Here is a 15,333-nt window from a genome sequence, read left to right on the forward strand (position 1 = left end):
CGCAAGGCGGGAGATTTTGGCGCAAGCGCGCTGGGCCTCCCCTGCGCCGCTCAAGGGCCGCGTCAGCTGACGCCCTTCAAGACCGGCATCCATTGCGCCGGCACATAGCGATAGCCGTCGCCATCCTTGCCGATATGGCCGGTCGCCGGGAACGGGAAGTGATAGGAAGCGATGCGCATGCGCTCCTCGGCCACCATGTCGAGAATGCGGTGGCGCGTCTCGCGTGCCGCATCGGCATCCTGATCGAACACCGCCGACCAGTCCGGATGCGTGACGAAAAGCGCCGGATGGTTGGTCGTATCGGACAGGAACATCATCTTCTCGTCGCCCGATGCGATCGCGAAGACCGTGTGTCCCGGCGTATGGCCATGCGCGTCGATCGCGGTGATGCCGGGCAAAAACTCCTCGTCCCAGGAAAACTGCGTCAGGCGATCATCGAGCGTGCCGAAAATCTGCTGCGCGAGATCGAAATTCCCGCGCCGCCCTTCCGGCGCATTGGCCTTGTTGTCGTCGCTCATCCAATAGGCATATTCCGGCTCCGGCACGAAGACTTCGGCGTTCGGATAGACCGGCGCGCCGTCCTTGGTGGTGAGCCCCATGATGTGATCGCCGTGGAAATGGCTGATCACCACCTTGGTGACGTCTTCCGGCGCCATGCCCGCCGCCGCCATGCCGCGTTTCAGCTGGCCGGCCGTGGGCGGGCCTTTCTCGCCGAAGCCGGTATCGAAGAGGATGAGATCCTCATCCTTGCGCAATGTGAGCGGCGTGAACGGAATGAAGAGCTTGTCCTCCGGCAGAAACGCCTCGCGCAACGCCGCCTTCACGTCCTGAAGCCCGGCATTGACGACGAAACCGTCCTGAAGCGGGCGCTCCGCCATACCGTCGGAAAGCTGCGTGACGAGAAAATCGCCGAGCTGATAGCGATAGGCGCTCGGAAGCTGCTCGTCCGGCGCCGCCGACATTCCGGCCATCTCTTGCTTTCCTTCAGATGCGCTCTGCGCGTCGGCTCTGCCGATGCCGCGCGTCAAGGCGGCTGCACCGGCTGTCCCGGCGGCCAGGGTGAGAAAAAGTGATCTCCTGTCGAGATGCATACGAACCTCCCTCACGGTCAAGTCTCGCAACCGAAACTAGGAGGCAGACGGCGCTTGTCAGGTCGCCGGCAGCGAGCCTTGGACAAATCGCTGTGAGGCGAGAGGCTTTTCAGGTTCCGCGGATGCGGCCGCGTCCCGCAAAGAGCGGTGTTATCTGGGCGACGAAAAAGAGAAAAAAGGCGGCCGACCAGAACGTCCCGCCGCTTGCCAGGAGCGGACGGTAGAGATCGACGACGAGCGGCGCCGCGACCCGCAGAAGGGCACCCGCATGGACGAGAACAAGGGCGAGCCGCACCGCCTTCCCGAGCAACCGCCCCGGTTCGGCCGAAACCGCAAGGCGCGCCATGACGGCAAGCGTCATCGTGCCGATCGCCCCGGCAGAGAGCGCATGCAGCGCCGCATCGGCGGGCACGAGAGAGGCAGGCGGCGCGGCGAGGGCGGCGAGGCAAAGACCGGCGATCAGCCAAAGATAGCCGCCGTGAAGGGCAAGCGTCGGCAGATCACCGAGAAGGAAGCCCCGCCAGCGCAGGAGGCGCGCAAGGTTGATGAGGGCCGCCATCCCCGCCAGCACGAATGTGAGCGGATGCGACGGCACGAGCACCCAGGCGACAAGACCGACAGAGAGAGACAAGAGCGCGATCAGATCGAAGCGGCGATAGGGCTCCGGCACGCGCCCACCCGCTTCATCTCCGAGGGCGAGACGCGTGAGCTCGGGCACGAGACGCCCGCCGACGGCCCCGATGAGGAGAGCCCCGACGGAAATGCCGAGGCGGGAGAGAAGTGCCACCATCTCATAATCGGCCGCCCCGTCACCCAAAGCGAAGACGCGATGCGCCAGCGAGGCCGCCGCAAGAAGGGGGAAGAGGACGAGCCCGTGCTTCGACTGTTTTGCGCCCGGAAAGCGCGACAGCTTTAAGAGCACGCCCGCAACAGCGAGAGGAAAGAGAACGTCGACCGCCGTTCCGACGGCGAATGGCACGACGAGCGGCAGCAGGCGGCCGGCGATCCAGAGGAAGAAAAGAAGCGCGAGCGACCGCCCGGGCAGAGCCCCCTCTCCCGCACCGGCGCCAGCAAGCGACAGAAGATACCCCGCCATCACCGCCGGCAGATAGCCGAACACCATCTCATGCGCGTGCCATGCAAGTGCCGGCATGCCGGCAACCTCGACGGGCTCGATCAGATAAAGCCACAGCCAGACGGGTACGGCCGAGGCGGCAAAAAGCGAGGCGCCGACGAAGAACGGTCGGAAGGGTGCAGCAAGAAACCAGTCGCTCCGCCGACCGGGATCCGCGGCGGCCGCAGCAGAGAACGCAGACATCGCTCAGCTCGAAATCCGGCCGATCCTGACGCGCCATTCATTCGGGCCGCGCTCGACATACTCCCAGGTGAAGTCGCCCGGGATGGCGATCTGCAGATAATGAAACAGACCCATCGGATCGTGGTCGTTGACGATGAGAAGGGCCTCACCCGTCTGAAGCTCATCGAAGGCGGCAAAGAAGGCGACGCGGCGCATCGGTTTCGTGACCTCGCGCAAATCGACGAGCCGGTTCTCGGCGGCAGAAACGGTCATGCCTTCATCCTCCACGTTTCAAACACGTCTGAAATCTAGGCCGGCGACCGCCGCCGCTCGTTGCGCCAACACAAACTGGGGACGCGAGGCCTCCTCTGCGAAGGGACGACGCACCCATCTGGCCGTCTCTCCCTGCCCTTAGAAAAACTCATCAAGCATCAGGTGGAATTGCAGCCGTCGCCAATCGACGTCGGTGACGCCATATTGCTGGAGAAACCGCTCCTGAAGCGAACGGTCGAACTCACCAAGACAGTTCCAGATGATGGCAAGGTCCTGGTATCGATCCGCGACACCGGCCTTCCCGACATCGATGCACCCCGTCACCTCGCCGTCGAAGATCAGGAGATTGTCGAGCGAAAAGTCGCCATGCGTGACGACCGCATCCGGCGCAAGCGGCAGCAGGCGATGCATCTCCTCCCACACCTGTTCGGCCGTCCATCCTTTCCGCTCGGCGTCGAAATCGTCGACATCGACCAAGCCCGCATCGAGGCGCTCGCGCGCACGGGCGAGGCTGTAAGCGTGATCGCTCGTGAAGGGGCAGGCGCACACCGGGATCGCGTGCAGCCGGCGCAAGAATGCCGCCAGCGCGTCGACAATGGCGAAGCGCGTCGCGGGATCGGCCTCCAACACCTGATAGGCCGTCTTCCCGCGGAGAGACGTCGTCACAAGCCATGCCTCGTTGGACGTCCGCGTGAAGCTGATGAGGGCCGGCACCGATATGTATCCGGCGAGCCAGCGCAATCTCACCATTTCATCGCTCAGATCATCGGCAAGGCCGCCTTCGCCGTGCTTCACAAACGCGTCCGGGCCGTTCGGTTTGCCGTGCAGCCGAAAGACAGAACCGCCCGACTGACCGACCCTGTCGCGCATCCACCGATACCCCGCGAGGTCGCCGGACATGAGGCCGGGCACCGGCGCCGGCTCACACACCTCTTCTCGATCCGCATCGCTCATCCACAAAGCACCTCTGCAAGGAGGTGCTTTCCATAGGCCCCAAATGCGGCCTTTGCTGCAAAGCTCACGGGACAGGACGACGCGCCCGAAGCCTGCTTGTCACGTCTTTCCGAGCCACCGCAGCACGCTGACGCCGCCGACGAGGCCAATAAATCGGCGGCCTCCGCAGCAGTTTTGACAGAATGTCGCAGCCGTCCTATCCGTCTTTACTGACAGAATGTCGCACCACCCCAAATGGGCGAACGTTCGGTTCTTTGCTTTTCCGCAAAAAAGCTTTCCGCGATCGGGTGTTCATTCCTGTCATCGAACGAGATCGAGATAGAAGGACGAGATCGATGATCACCCGCCGCTCCGCATTGATGGGTGCCGCCAGTGCCGCCACAGCCGCCTTTCTGGCGAGCGCTCCTGCCCGTGCCACCGAGAAGGCCTCCGATGGCCTCACCCCCGCGACCACGGTCGGCGATCTGCCGCGCGTGAAGGGCAAGCTCGTCACGCCGCCGCATGTCATGGCGCACGACCAGGTCGCCAAGGGCGGGCCCAAGATCGTCGAATTCAAGATGACGGTGCAGGAAAAGAAGGTCGTCGTCGACGATCAGGGCACCGAATTCCAGGCCATGACCTACGAAGGCTCCATGCCAGGACCGACGATGGTGGTGCATGAGGGCGATTATCTGGAGCTGACCCTGGTCAATCCGGAAACCAACACCATGCCGCACAACATCGACTTCCACGCCTCAACGGGCGCTCTCGGCGGCGGCGGCCTCACCCTCATCAATCCGGGCGAGCAGACGGTTCTGCGCTTCAAAGCCTTCCGCCCCGGCGTCTTCATCTACCATTGCGCGCCGACCGGCATGGTGCCCTGGCACGTCGTCTCCGGCATGAGCGGTGCGGTTCTGGTTCTGCCGCGCGACGGTCTCAAGGACGGCGACGGCAAGCCGCTGCACTACGACCGCATCTACACGATCGGCGAATTCGACCTCTACATCCCGCGGGACGAGGACGGGAACTACAAGACCTATGACGGCCCCGGCGAATCCTATTCCGACACGCTCGACGTGATGCGCGGCCTCATTCCGACCCATGTCGTCTTCAACGGCAAGGTCGGTGCGCTGACCGGCGAAGGCGCCATGACGGCCAAGGTCGGTGAGACAGTGCTCTTCATCCATTCCTGCGCCAACCGCGACAGCCGCCCGCATCTCATCGGCGGGCACGGCGACTGGGTCTGGGAAAACGGCAAATTCGCCAATGCCCCGCAGAAGGACCAGGAGACTTGGTTCGTGCGCGGCGGCAGCGCGGCGGCCGCCGTCTACACCTTCCGCCAGCCCGGCATCTACGCCTACGTTAACCACAACCTGATCGAGGCGGCGGAGCTCGGCGCCACCGGCCATGTGAAGGTGGAAGGCGACTGGGACAACGACCTGATGACCCAGGTGAGCGCTCCGGGCCCGATCCAGGCCTGACGACCTGACGACGAACCTTCCCGCCGACCGACAGGCCGGCGGAGCGGCCCGCCACGCCCCCCGGCGGGCCGCCCTACCCTCAAGATGCGAGGAGGGGACGATGCAGCTTCATAAGACGCTTCGCGACGCCATGGCCTCAGGCGCGCTCCTCCTCGCCCTTTCCGGTTCCGCTTTCATCGAGTCCGCGATCGCCGCGGACAAGGCCCAGGACGATCCCGTCTTCGTGCGCATCGAGAGCCAGGAAGTCGCTTACAGGCCCTCCGGCGAATTTCTTCGCGGCAGCCATCCCGTCGATCCCCCGCTTGCGAAGATCACCCCGGAACGCGCCTTCTTCATCATGAAACGGCAGGTGACGCGCGGCGAATATTCCGCTTGCGTCGCCGCGGGTGCCTGCCGGGCGCTGGACGAGGTGGGAGAAGCGGCGCTCCCCCTCGTCGGGGTCAGCTACGACGATGCGATTGCCTATGCCGCGTATCTGTCGGAGACGACCGGCGACCATTACCGCCTGCCGACGGACGAGGAATGGGCGATCGCGGCCGGCTCGCGCTTTCAGGACGATGGCCTCGGCGTCACGACCGATACGGACAATCCGGCGGAACGCTGGCTGGCAAGCTATGACGCGGAGGCCGCGCGCGCCCGCAAGGTCGAGGCCGAACCGCGTCCCATCGGCAGCTTCGGTGAGAACGAGAACGGCCTGTTGGATGTCTCAGGCAATATCTGGGAATGGACGTCGACCTGTTTCACGCGCCACCGGCTCGACGAAACGGGCGTTGCGAGCAGCCATGAAAGCTGCGGCGTGCGCATCGCCGAAGGCGAGCACCGGGCCTATCTGACGAGCTTCGTGCGCAACCCGTCGGCCGGCGCCTGCTCGGTCGGCATCCCGCCCGCCAATCTCGGCCTCCGGCTGGTGCGGGAAGAAACGACGTTCTTCGGACGCATCGGCGAAATCTTCGGCCTTTGAAACGAGCGGCAGACGCACCTCGCCCCGGCAAAGCACCGGGGCGCGTCCATCGCTGAGCCGAGCCTCAGACGTCGAGGTTCGCCACCTGCAGCGCGTTCGTCTGAATGAACTCGCGCCGCGGCTCGACATCGTCGCCCATCAGGCCCGAGAAGATCATTTCGGCCGCATCGGCGTCCTTGACCGACACCTGCAAGAGCGAGCGGCTTTCCGGATCGAGCGTCGTCTCCCACAGCTGGTCCGGGTTCATCTCGCCGAGCCCTTTGTAGCGCTGCAGCGTGATGCCCTTGCGCCCGACGGCGAAGACGCCCTCCAGAAGCTGAATCGGTCCGAATACCGAGCTGTCGACCTCTTTGCGCCGCAGCCGTGCCGGCTCTTCGAAGACCGACATCAGCGGCTGGGCATGATGATTGATCGACTTCGCATCGGCCGAGCCGATCAGCGCCGAATCGAGACGCACGACCTCGGTCACGCCGCGCAAGGTGCGCTGCAGGAGCACGCCACCATCGCGGACTTCGCCCTGCCAGCCCTTTTCCGTCTCATCGGCCATGCGATCGAGGCGCTCCGCGGTCTTCGCGGCGATCTGCAACGCCTCCGCCGGCACCGCCATGCGCTCCGCATCGAGAGCGCCGGCAAGCGCCGCCTGCTCCACCACGGAACGATTGTAGCGCGAATGCAGCCGGTCGAGCGCCGTGCGCAGGCCGCGCGCCTCGTCGATGATGGCGCGCAGATCCTCGCTCGCCCGCTCCTCGCCATGGGCGAGCGTCAGGACCGTCTCTTCCAGGCCGCCGCGGATGAGGTAATCCTCGAGCGCCCGCTCGTCCTTGAGATACTGCTCGGAGCGGTTGCGCGTCACTTTGTAGAGCGGCGGCTGGGCGATAAAAATGTGCCCGCGATCGATCAGCTCGCGCATCTGTCGGTAGAAGAAGGTCAGAAGCAGCGTGCGGATATGCGCACCATCGACATCGGCATCCGTCATGATGACGATCGTGTGGTAGCGCAATTTCTCAGGATTGAACTCTTCCTTGCCGATGCCGGTGCCGAGCGCCGTGATCAAGGTGCCGATCTGGTCGGAGGACAGCATCTTGTCGAAGCGCGCGCGCTCGACATTGAGGATCTTGCCCCGAAGCGGCAGCACCGCCTGATAGCCGCGGTCACGGCCCATCTGCGCCGAGCCGCCGGCCGAATCGCCCTCCACGATGAAGAGTTCGGACTTGGCGGGATCGCGCTCCGAACAATCCTTAAGCTTGCCGGGCAGCGAGGAAATGTCGAGCGCGCCTTTGCGGCGGGTGAGATCGCGCGCCTTTCGGGCCGCCTCGCGCGCGGCCGCAGCCTCGACCACCTTGCTGACGACGATCTTGGCTTCCGCCGGATGCTCCTCGAACCAGGTGGACAGCGCCTCGTTGACGACCGATTCCACGACCGGGCGCACTTCCGAGGAAACGAGCTTGTCCTTCGTCTGCGAAGAAAATTTCGGGTCAGGGACTTTGACGGACAGGACGCAGGACAGTCCTTCGCGGCAATCGTCGCCCGTCAGAGACACCTTTTCGCGTTTGGCGATGCCGGAGCTCTCCGCATAGGCCGAAACCTGGCGCGTCAGCGCTCCGCGGAAGCCGGCGAGATGCGTGCCGCCGTCGCGCTGCGGGATGTTGTTCGTAAAGAGAAGCACCGTCTCGTGGTAGCTGTCGTTCCACCACAGAGCCGCCTCGACGGTGATGCCGTCGCGCTCGTGATAGACGGCGATCGGCGCCGGCATCAGGGGCTTCTTGGCGCGGTCGACATAGCGCACGAAGGCTTCGAGCCCGCCTTCGTATTCCAGGATCTCTTCGCGCACATCGGCATGGCGGCGATCGGTCAGGCGGATCTTGACGCCCGAATTCAGGAAAGCGAGTTCCCGCAGCCGGCGCTCCAGCGTCGCGTAATCGAACTCCGTCATCGTGAAGGTTTCGGTGGACGGCATGAAGGTGACTTCGGTGCCGGTCATATCGCCCGCCTCACCGATCACCGCGAGCGGCTGCTCGGCGACACCGTGCACGAAACGCATCTCGTTGATTTTGCCGTCGCGCCAGATCTTGAGCTTGAGCCAGGAGGACAGCGCATTGACGACGGAGACGCCCACACCGTGCAGACCGCCGGAAACCTTATAGGAATTCTGGTCGAACTTTCCGCCGGCATGCAGCTGCGTCATGATCACTTCGGCGGCCGAAACACCCTCTTCGGGATGCAGATCGGTCGGAATGCCGCGACCATTGTCCATCACCGTGACGGAGCCATCGGAATTGAGCGTGACCGACACTTCGGAGGCCCAGCCCGCCAGCGCCTCGTCGATGGCGTTGTCGACGACCTCGTAGACCATATGGTGCAGGCCCGAGCCGTCATCGGTGTCGCCGATATACATGCCGGGTCGCTTACGCACGGCATCGAGGCCCTTGAGGACCTTGATGGAGCCCGCCCCGTAATCTGACGGGAGGCTAATGCGTGGCGTCTCGGGTGTGTCCGTCATAAGCTTTCGAATCGGCTAGAGAGATGGGATTTCCCCTTATAGATGGGGATTGTGGCAACGCCAATGAAGGCGGCGGCCATGTTTTTTAGCGTCCACGCCTGATGTTGAGGATGACTTACGAAACACGGGCCGAATTGCCCGGCAAAGAGCCGTCCTTGTGGCCGTGAGGCGTCTCTCCAGCGGGACGGAGTCGCTCCAGCAAACCCTGCGCAAAGCCGAAGCTCACATCCTCGCCGGCAAAGAGCAGGCGGTACACAAGCGGGGCGAACACGTGGTCCATGAGCGCCTCGCTGTCGGGCGGGCTCTCACCACGCCGCGCCGCCCTCTCCCGGATCACCTCGAACTGCTCGCGCAACGCGCAGGCGCATTCACCCGCATTGACCGATGTCTGGCCGCCGACGAGATCCCGCAAAACGGAGCGGCCAAAGGCTGACGACATCTCGTCGATGTATTGGGCAAGCCATGCTTCCATGTCGCTGCGAAACGACCCTGTGTCCGCCGGCGCACCGTCAGGGCGCAGACGCTCCAGGGCGACGTCGGAGAGAAGCTGCGAAAGGTCTCCCCAGCGCCGATAGATCGTCGATGGCGTCACCCCGGCCCGGGCGGCAATCGCCGGCACGGTCAGCTCCTCTCGGCCTGCCTCTCGCTGAATGTCCCGCACGGCCTGGTGAACCGCAGCCTGCACGCGCGCACTGCGTCCTCCCGGGCGAGGGCCCTTCCGTCCGCCCGCAACCGGCTCTTCCTCACGCGTCATTCTGATCGCCACTAACGCAAATTATTTGCTTTAAGTGAAAACGTCGGATATTACAAAAGCACATTTTTCGCTTTTGTCTCACAGGTCGCCGCATGTCAAACGAATCTGCCCTGCCTGGAACGCCGGCCGTAACGACCGCGCTTTCGGTGCATACCGCAACAACGGTGATTTTCCTCGCCGCATCGAGCGCCCTCACCCCGCTCTACCGGCTTTACCAGGCCGCCTGGGGGTTCTCGCCAGGCATGCTCACCCTGATTTTCGGCGTCTACGCCTTCGCCCTGCTGACGAGCCTCGTCCTCGCAGGGTCCTTGTCCGACTATCTCGGACGTCGGCCGGTCCTCAGCCTGGCATTGCTGCTCGAAGTCGCCGCGATCACGCTGTTCCTGATCGCGACATCGCCAGGCTGGCTGCTTGCAGCGCGTCTTGTGCAAGGCGCGGCGACCGGCCTTGCCACCTCGACGCTCGCAGCGGCTCTGATCGATCTCGACCGCCGGCGGGGTGCCCTGATCAACAGCATCTCCCCGATGCTCGGCATGGGCTTCGGCGCGCTCGGCACCACAGCTCTCGTCGAAATCGCCCCGGCGCCGTTGCACCTCGTCTTCGTCGTGCTGCTGGTGGCGCTCTGCCTGCAGCTCGTCCTGACGTGGCGGACACCCGAGACGGCGCAGCGGCGGCCTGGGGCTCTCGCCTCGCTGCGGCCACGGATCTTCGTGCCCCAAAACGCATGGACGGAGCTCCTCGCGGTCACCCCGATCAATGTCGCGGTCTGGGCGCTTGGGGGCTTCTACCTGTCGCTGATGCCCTCGCTCATCGCAACCGTCACGGCCGCGCATTCAACCTGGCTCGGAGGCCTCACCGTCGCGGCGCTGACGATGAGCGGCGGCCTCGCCATCCTCCTCCTGCGCCAGTCCGCGCCTTTGACGGCGCTTGTGAGCGGCGCATGCGCCCTGATCCTCGGCGTCTCCGTCACCCTGATCGGAGCCGATCTGCATCTCGGAAGTCTTCTGCTTGCCGGCTCGGTCATCGGCGGTCTCGGTTTCGGCGCTGCCTTTCTGGGCGCCATGCGCAGTGTCGTCCCTCTGGCCGCACCACACGAAAGGGCGGGTCTGATGGCCGCCTTCTACATTGAGAGCTATCTGGCCAACAGCGTGCCGGCGATCCTCGCCGGATATATGGTACGACGGCTCGACCTTCTCGCCGTTGCCAACCTCTACGGGGGAGCGCTCATCGTTCTCGTCGTCATCGGCCTGATCCTGACATTGACGCGCCACGGCCGTGCCGCTGCCGCCAAGGTCTGCACCTGCCCTGCCTGATCCGGCCTGCGGAGGCGGCTCTAGGCCTGCAAAAGCTGTCCGTCGACAACCTCGATGAACTGGCCGCTGTCATTGACGGCGGCAAAGAGGGCCTTGTCGGTGCCGGTGAGAAAACTCTGCCCGCCGAGCGCCTCGAGACGCGCGAGAAGCGCCGCCCGCCGCCCCTCGTCGAGATGGGCGGCGACCTCGTCGAGGAGGAGGATGGGCGTCATTCCGGCAACGCGGGCAACGAGCTCCGCCTCCGCCAGGATGATGGCAAGCAGCAGCGCCTTCTGCTCGCCGGTGGAAGAAAGCGCCGCCGGCGCGTTCTTGGCGGCAAAGGTGACGGCGAGATCGGAGCGGTGCGGCCCGGAAAGGGTTCGCTTGGCGGCGCGGTCGCGCCCTCTCTCGGAGGCAAGCGCGGCCCGATAGGCTTCCTCCGCCTCGCTTGCAGAGCGGCCCGCCACCAGCGCCGCCTCGAAATCGCCCTCTAGCGCGAGCCCGGCGGAGGGAAAAGCCGAGGTCTCGTCATGGGACGCGATCAGCCCGGCGAGGAGCGCCACCGTTTCCTGGCGGGCGAGCGAGACGGCGAGCGCCGCTTCGGCGAGCTCCGCCTCCACCGCGGAAAGCCAGCGCGGTCCGGCATCGTCTTCGAGCAGACGATTGCGGCTCGAGATGAGCCGGTCGAAGGCGCGCACCCGCGCCCCGTGCCCCGGATCGATCGCAAGCGTCAGGCGGTCGAGAAAACGCCTTCGGTCTCCTGGCGCGCCGGTGAAGAGCCCGTCCATCGCCGGCGTCAGCCACAAAACCCGGCAATACTCCGACAGGGCTTCCGACGAGGGCGCCGTCGCCCCGTCGACGCGCACCTCCCGGCTTGCCTCTTCCGCGGAGCGAAGCCCGGTGCCGACGCGCCTAACGTCCTCGCCGGCAGCGATATCGGCCGCAACCGCCCAGCCCCCAGAGCCGTCGGTGCGGGCGACCGAGCCGAGTTTTGCCCGCCGCAGGCCGCGGCCGGGCGACAAAAAAGACACCGCTTCCAGGAGGTTGGTCTTGCCGGAACCGTTGCGGCCCGTGAGCACGACGAGCCCCGGCCGGAGGGCGCACCCGACCGCCTTGTAATTGCGAAAGTCCGTCAGCTTCAGGGAAGCGAGCGTGACCTGCTGCCAAGCCGCAGGCGCCGCGATCATGACCTCACACGCGCATCGGCATCAGCACATAGAGCGCGTCGCCGCCCTCTTTGTCGCAAATGAGCGTCGGCGATCCGGGATCGGCGAGCTCGAAACGCGCTTCGCCCGTCGTCAGCTGGTCGGCGATGTCGAGGAGATAGCGCGAATTGAAGCCGATCTCCAAAGGCTCGGCATCATAATCGACATCGATCTCGTCGGTGGCGCTGCCGGAATCCGGATTGTTGACGGTCAGAACCAGACGCCCTTCGGAAAGCGCCAGCTTCACCGCCCGACCGCGATCGGAGGAAATGGTCGAAACCCGGTCGACGGCATTTTTGAAGATGTCCTTGGAGACGACCATCTCCTTGTCGTTGCCGGACGGGATGACCCGCTCGTAATCCGGAAACGTGCCGTCGATGAGCTTCGAGGTGAGCACGATCGAACCGGCGCTCAGACGAATCTTGGTGTCGGAGAGTTCGAGCGTCACATTGGTGTCGCCGTCCTCCAGGAGACGCTGCATCTCGCCGATCGTCTTGCGCGGCACGATGATGCCCGGCATCTCGTCGCTGCCTTCCGGCGCGGTCATTTCCGCCTTGGCGAGACGGTGCCCATCGGTCGCCACGGCGCGCAGCCGCCGCTCCGCGCCCTCGCCCGCGACGTGGAAGAAGATGCCGTTCAGATAGTAGCGGGTCTCTTCCGTGGAGATCGCAAACTGCGTGCGCTCGATAAGGCGCCGCAGCTCGCTCGCCGTCAGCGCAAAGCGCATCGGAAGCTCGCCCGGATCGAGGTCCGGGAAATCGGAATCCGGCAGCATCTGCAATTCGAAGCGGGCACGCCCCGCCATCAATTTCATGGTGCCGCCGTCGCCGGTCGTCAGCGAGATCTCCGAACCTTCCGGCGCCTTGCGCACGATGTCGTAGAGCATATGCGCCGGCACGGTGGCGGCCCCCGGCTGCTCGACCATGGCCGGCATCCGATTGGACACCTCCAGATCGAGGTCGGTGGCTTTCAAGAGCACGCCGCCCTCGACAACGCGCAACAGCACATTCGACAGGATCGGAATGGTGTTGCGCCGTTCGACGACGCGATGGACGGGGGTCAGGGCTTTCAGGAAGGCAGCCCTTTCGATCGCAACTTTCATACCGGCATTCCAGGAATTGGAGGGCCCGAAGCCCCTGCGGATACGGGTGCATCGCAGCGGCGGGCGGTCAAATTGGCGCGCCTCACTGACAAAAGCAAGTGCGCGTGGCCGCTTGCGCGGAAGAACCACGAAGAGGGGCGCCGGCGGTGGACGACACCGCCAGCGCCGGAGGACTTAATCCTGCAACAGCCGACGCAGGAGCTCGATCTCGTCGGAGAGCTTTTGATCGGCGCCGACGAGCCCCTCGATCTTGCGCACGGCGTGCAGGACGGTCGTGTGGTCGCGGCCGCCGAAGCGCTTGCCGATCTCCGGAAACGAGCGCGGCGTCATGGTCTTGGCGAGATACATGGCGATCTGCCGGGGCCTGACGACGGTGCGCGTGCGCCGCGCGGAGACGAGGTCCTGCCGGCTCACATTGTAATGGCGGGCGACGATCTTCTGGATGTCCTCGATGCGGATGCGCTTCGGCTCGCGGTCCCCGATGAGATCGGCGATCGCCAGTTCGCAGGCCTCGACCGAGATCGGCTGGTCGGAAAACTGGGCGCGACAAATCAGCCGGTTCAAGGCACCGTCGAGATCGCGCCCGTTGCTCACCACCATGCGGGCGATGAAGTCGAGCACGTTGTCGGGCACCTGGATCTTGGGATCGCGTTCGCGCGCGGCCGCCAGACGAAGATCGAGAATTTTGCGGCGCATCGCCGTATCCGGGCGCGCCATGCCGACCACCACGCCACCCTTGAGGCGGGAGCGCACGCGCTCGTCGATCCCGTCGAGCTCGCCCGGCGCGCGGTCGGCTGCAACGACGACCTGCTTGGAGCTGTCGAGAAGCGCGTTCAGCATGTGGCAGAATTCCTGCTGCACGCTGCGCCCGGTCAGGAACTGCATGTCGTCGATGAGGAGGATGTCGATCGAACGCAGCTTTTCCTTGAAGTCGAGCGCGGCCTTGTCGCGCAGGGCGGCGACGAACTGGAAGGTGAAGCGCTCCACCGTCAGATACATCACCCGCCGCTGCGGATGCAGCTTGCGCGTCTCATGCGCGATCGCCTGCAACAGATGCGTCTTGCCGATGCCGACGCCGGCATGGAGGTAGAGAGGATTGTAGAGGGGGGGTGCACCGTCGGGCGCCGTGGCCACGGCCTTGGCCGCGCGAAACGCGACCTCGTTGGAGGCGCCCTCGCAGAAACTGGTGAAGGTCAGCCGGGCATCGAGAGGCGAACCGGCGAAGCGGTCTTCCGCCTCCTCCTGCGCGGCCTGAGGCTGGGCCGGCGTCGGTTCGGAATGCACAACCTTGACTTGCGCAGGAAACTTGAGAGGGCTGCGCTTGACGACATCGACCCGGCGCACGTCGCCATATTCGGCGTTCCAGAGCGCCACCAGGCGGTCACTGTAATGACTCTTGATCCATCCCTTCAAAAACAGGGTCGGCGCCGAAAGGCTGACGACACCCGCCGCAACCCCGTCGCATTCGATGCGCGCAAACCATGACGTAAAGACGTCGTCACCGAGCTCCGTCCGGAGCCGCTTTTTGACGCGCGCCCAGGCTTCGTCCCAGTCACGCCGCTCGACGTCTGTCTCCGCCACGTCCTGCTCCTTCATGATTTTCGCCGCCTCTGCAGACATACTGCCTCGTCCTCCTTGCGCCGGGCGCTGACGCGCCAGGCCTTTCACCTCATGCACCCGAACGACAGTCAAGACTGCGTCCAGGGCAGTCCCACCGCTTTCCAGCCGTTGATCTGCCCGCGATGTCCAGCCTCGTTGCGGTCCCCCTCGAACCCTCCCGAAACGTTGAAACATGGACCATACCCTGCCGCCGTCATGGCCGCCGCCGCTGCAGCGGAGCGCACGCCCGATCGACAGATGAAATAGAGCGGCACGTCCTGTCCGACCCCAGCCTCCCCCAGGGCTGCGACAAGCTTTCCGGCAAAATCCGGATCGACCTGTTGCGTGGGAAAGGACTGCCACTCCGCCAAAAAAAGCTGACGCCCCAGGGGCGACAGATCCGGGACACCGACATAGGCCCATTCGGCACGCGTGCGCACATCAACCAGCACGGCATCCGACTCTGAGAGCCCCTTCCAGGCCTCCTCCGGTCCGACGTCGCCCTGATAAACCGTTGTACGCAAGACAAATGCCTCCTGTCCGCCCGAGCCATGACCCGGCCGCCAAAAACACCCGTAAGAGGGGATCCCAGCCTTTTGGTTTTGACGGTCTTGAAAGACCGCCGCGACGGAGCGAACCCCAGGTTTGGACCCGCCCAGGCGCAAGGCATCCACCACGCCAGAAAGGATTCCTGGCGCCGTTCGGCTTCACCTTTTGCTGAGGGCATCGGGTCGCCCCGTCGTGGCGATCTAAAAACCACAGAGCTGAGGGGGGGGCAACCATCGAATCCGACGCAGACGGAACGAACTAAAAACGACTCCGACGTGACCTTCGGGAAGACCGTC

General features: G+C 64.9%; 13 protein-coding genes. 3 read left to right on the forward strand and 10 right to left on the reverse strand.

The window, feature by feature from the left end; translation table 11 throughout:
• Positions 1 to 62: 62 nt before the first annotated feature.
• From L0F51_RS11215 to L0F51_RS11230, 4 genes are all read right to left on the reverse strand, one after another.
• On the reverse strand, positions 63 to 971 hold the full coding sequence (locus tag L0F51_RS11215; RefSeq protein WP_234629206.1) for an MBL fold metallo-hydrolase: 909 nt from the start codon (positions 969 to 971) through the stop codon (positions 63 to 65).
• A 229-nt stretch (positions 972 to 1,200) separates the two neighbouring features.
• Complete coding sequence (locus L0F51_RS11220) at positions 1,201 to 2,409, reverse strand: NnrS family protein (RefSeq protein ID WP_234629207.1); 1,209 nt, start codon at positions 2,407 to 2,409, stop codon at positions 1,201 to 1,203.
• A 3-nt stretch (positions 2,410 to 2,412) separates the two neighbouring features.
• On the reverse strand, positions 2,413 to 2,661 hold the full coding sequence (locus tag L0F51_RS11225) for a DUF2249 domain-containing protein (protein WP_234629208.1): 249 nt from the start codon (positions 2,659 to 2,661) through the stop codon (positions 2,413 to 2,415).
• 138 nt (positions 2,662 to 2,799) lie between these two features.
• Positions 2,800 to 3,615 carry an APH(3')-I family aminoglycoside O-phosphotransferase gene (locus L0F51_RS11230; protein WP_255701309.1) on the reverse strand — a complete coding sequence of 272 codons (816 nt, stop codon included), beginning with the start codon at positions 3,613 to 3,615 and terminating at the stop codon, positions 2,800 to 2,802.
• Positions 3,616 to 3,950: 335 nt separating this feature from the next.
• On the opposite strand from L0F51_RS11230, the gene nirK reads away from it, so the two are divergent.
• Both nirK and L0F51_RS11240 read left to right on the forward strand, forming a co-directional pair.
• A complete protein-coding gene (gene nirK / locus L0F51_RS11235) occupies positions 3,951 to 5,075 on the forward strand; it encodes a copper-containing nitrite reductase (protein WP_234629209.1) in 1,125 nt (374 codons plus the stop codon).
• A 100-nt stretch (positions 5,076 to 5,175) separates the two neighbouring features.
• Positions 5,176 to 6,036, forward strand: coding sequence for an SUMF1/EgtB/PvdO family nonheme iron enzyme (locus tag L0F51_RS11240; RefSeq protein WP_234629210.1), 861 nt, complete (start codon positions 5,176 to 5,178; stop codon positions 6,034 to 6,036).
• A gap of 64 nt (positions 6,037 to 6,100) precedes the next feature.
• On the opposite strand, the gene gyrB is transcribed toward L0F51_RS11240, so the two are convergent.
• The gene (gene gyrB / locus L0F51_RS11245; protein ID WP_234629211.1) at positions 6,101 to 8,536 is read right to left on the reverse strand and encodes a DNA topoisomerase (ATP-hydrolyzing) subunit B; all 2,436 of its coding nucleotides are present in this window, start codon (positions 8,534 to 8,536) and stop codon (positions 6,101 to 6,103) included.
• 115 nt (positions 8,537 to 8,651) lie between these two features.
• Positions 8,652 to 9,290 (reverse strand): TetR/AcrR family transcriptional regulator, encoded by a 639-nt coding sequence (locus L0F51_RS11250; RefSeq protein ID WP_234629212.1) that lies wholly within the window; start codon positions 9,288 to 9,290, stop codon positions 8,652 to 8,654.
• Positions 9,291 to 9,382: 92 nt separating this feature from the next.
• Here L0F51_RS11250 and L0F51_RS11255 point away from each other — a divergent pair, with 92 nt between their 5' ends.
• On the forward strand, positions 9,383 to 10,603 hold the full coding sequence (locus tag L0F51_RS11255) for an MFS transporter (protein WP_234629213.1): 1,221 nt from the start codon (positions 9,383 to 9,385) through the stop codon (positions 10,601 to 10,603).
• Between the two features lie 20 nt (positions 10,604 to 10,623).
• On the opposite strand, the gene recF is transcribed toward L0F51_RS11255, so the two are convergent.
• The 4 genes from recF to L0F51_RS11275 form a co-directional block, all read right to left on the reverse strand.
• Positions 10,624 to 11,769, reverse strand: coding sequence for a DNA replication/repair protein RecF (gene recF / locus L0F51_RS11260; protein WP_234629214.1), 1,146 nt, complete (start codon positions 11,767 to 11,769; stop codon positions 10,624 to 10,626).
• Between the two features lie 4 nt (positions 11,770 to 11,773).
• Positions 11,774 to 12,889 carry a DNA polymerase III subunit beta gene (gene dnaN / locus L0F51_RS11265; protein WP_234629215.1) on the reverse strand — a complete coding sequence of 372 codons (1,116 nt, stop codon included), beginning with the start codon at positions 12,887 to 12,889 and terminating at the stop codon, positions 11,774 to 11,776.
• 174 nt (positions 12,890 to 13,063) lie between these two features.
• The gene (dnaA, locus tag L0F51_RS11270) at positions 13,064 to 14,509 is read right to left on the reverse strand and encodes a chromosomal replication initiator protein DnaA (RefSeq protein WP_234629216.1); all 1,446 of its coding nucleotides are present in this window, start codon (positions 14,507 to 14,509) and stop codon (positions 13,064 to 13,066) included.
• A 68-nt stretch (positions 14,510 to 14,577) separates the two neighbouring features.
• The gene (locus L0F51_RS11275; protein ID WP_234629217.1) at positions 14,578 to 15,012 is read right to left on the reverse strand and encodes a rhodanese-like domain-containing protein; all 435 of its coding nucleotides are present in this window, start codon (positions 15,010 to 15,012) and stop codon (positions 14,578 to 14,580) included.
• Positions 15,013 to 15,333: the final 321 nt, after the last annotated feature.

The sequence above is a fragment of the Afifella sp. H1R genome (genome assembly GCF_021462425.1).
Taxonomy (GTDB): domain Bacteria; phylum Pseudomonadota; class Alphaproteobacteria; order Rhizobiales; family Afifellaceae; genus Afifella; species Afifella aestuarii.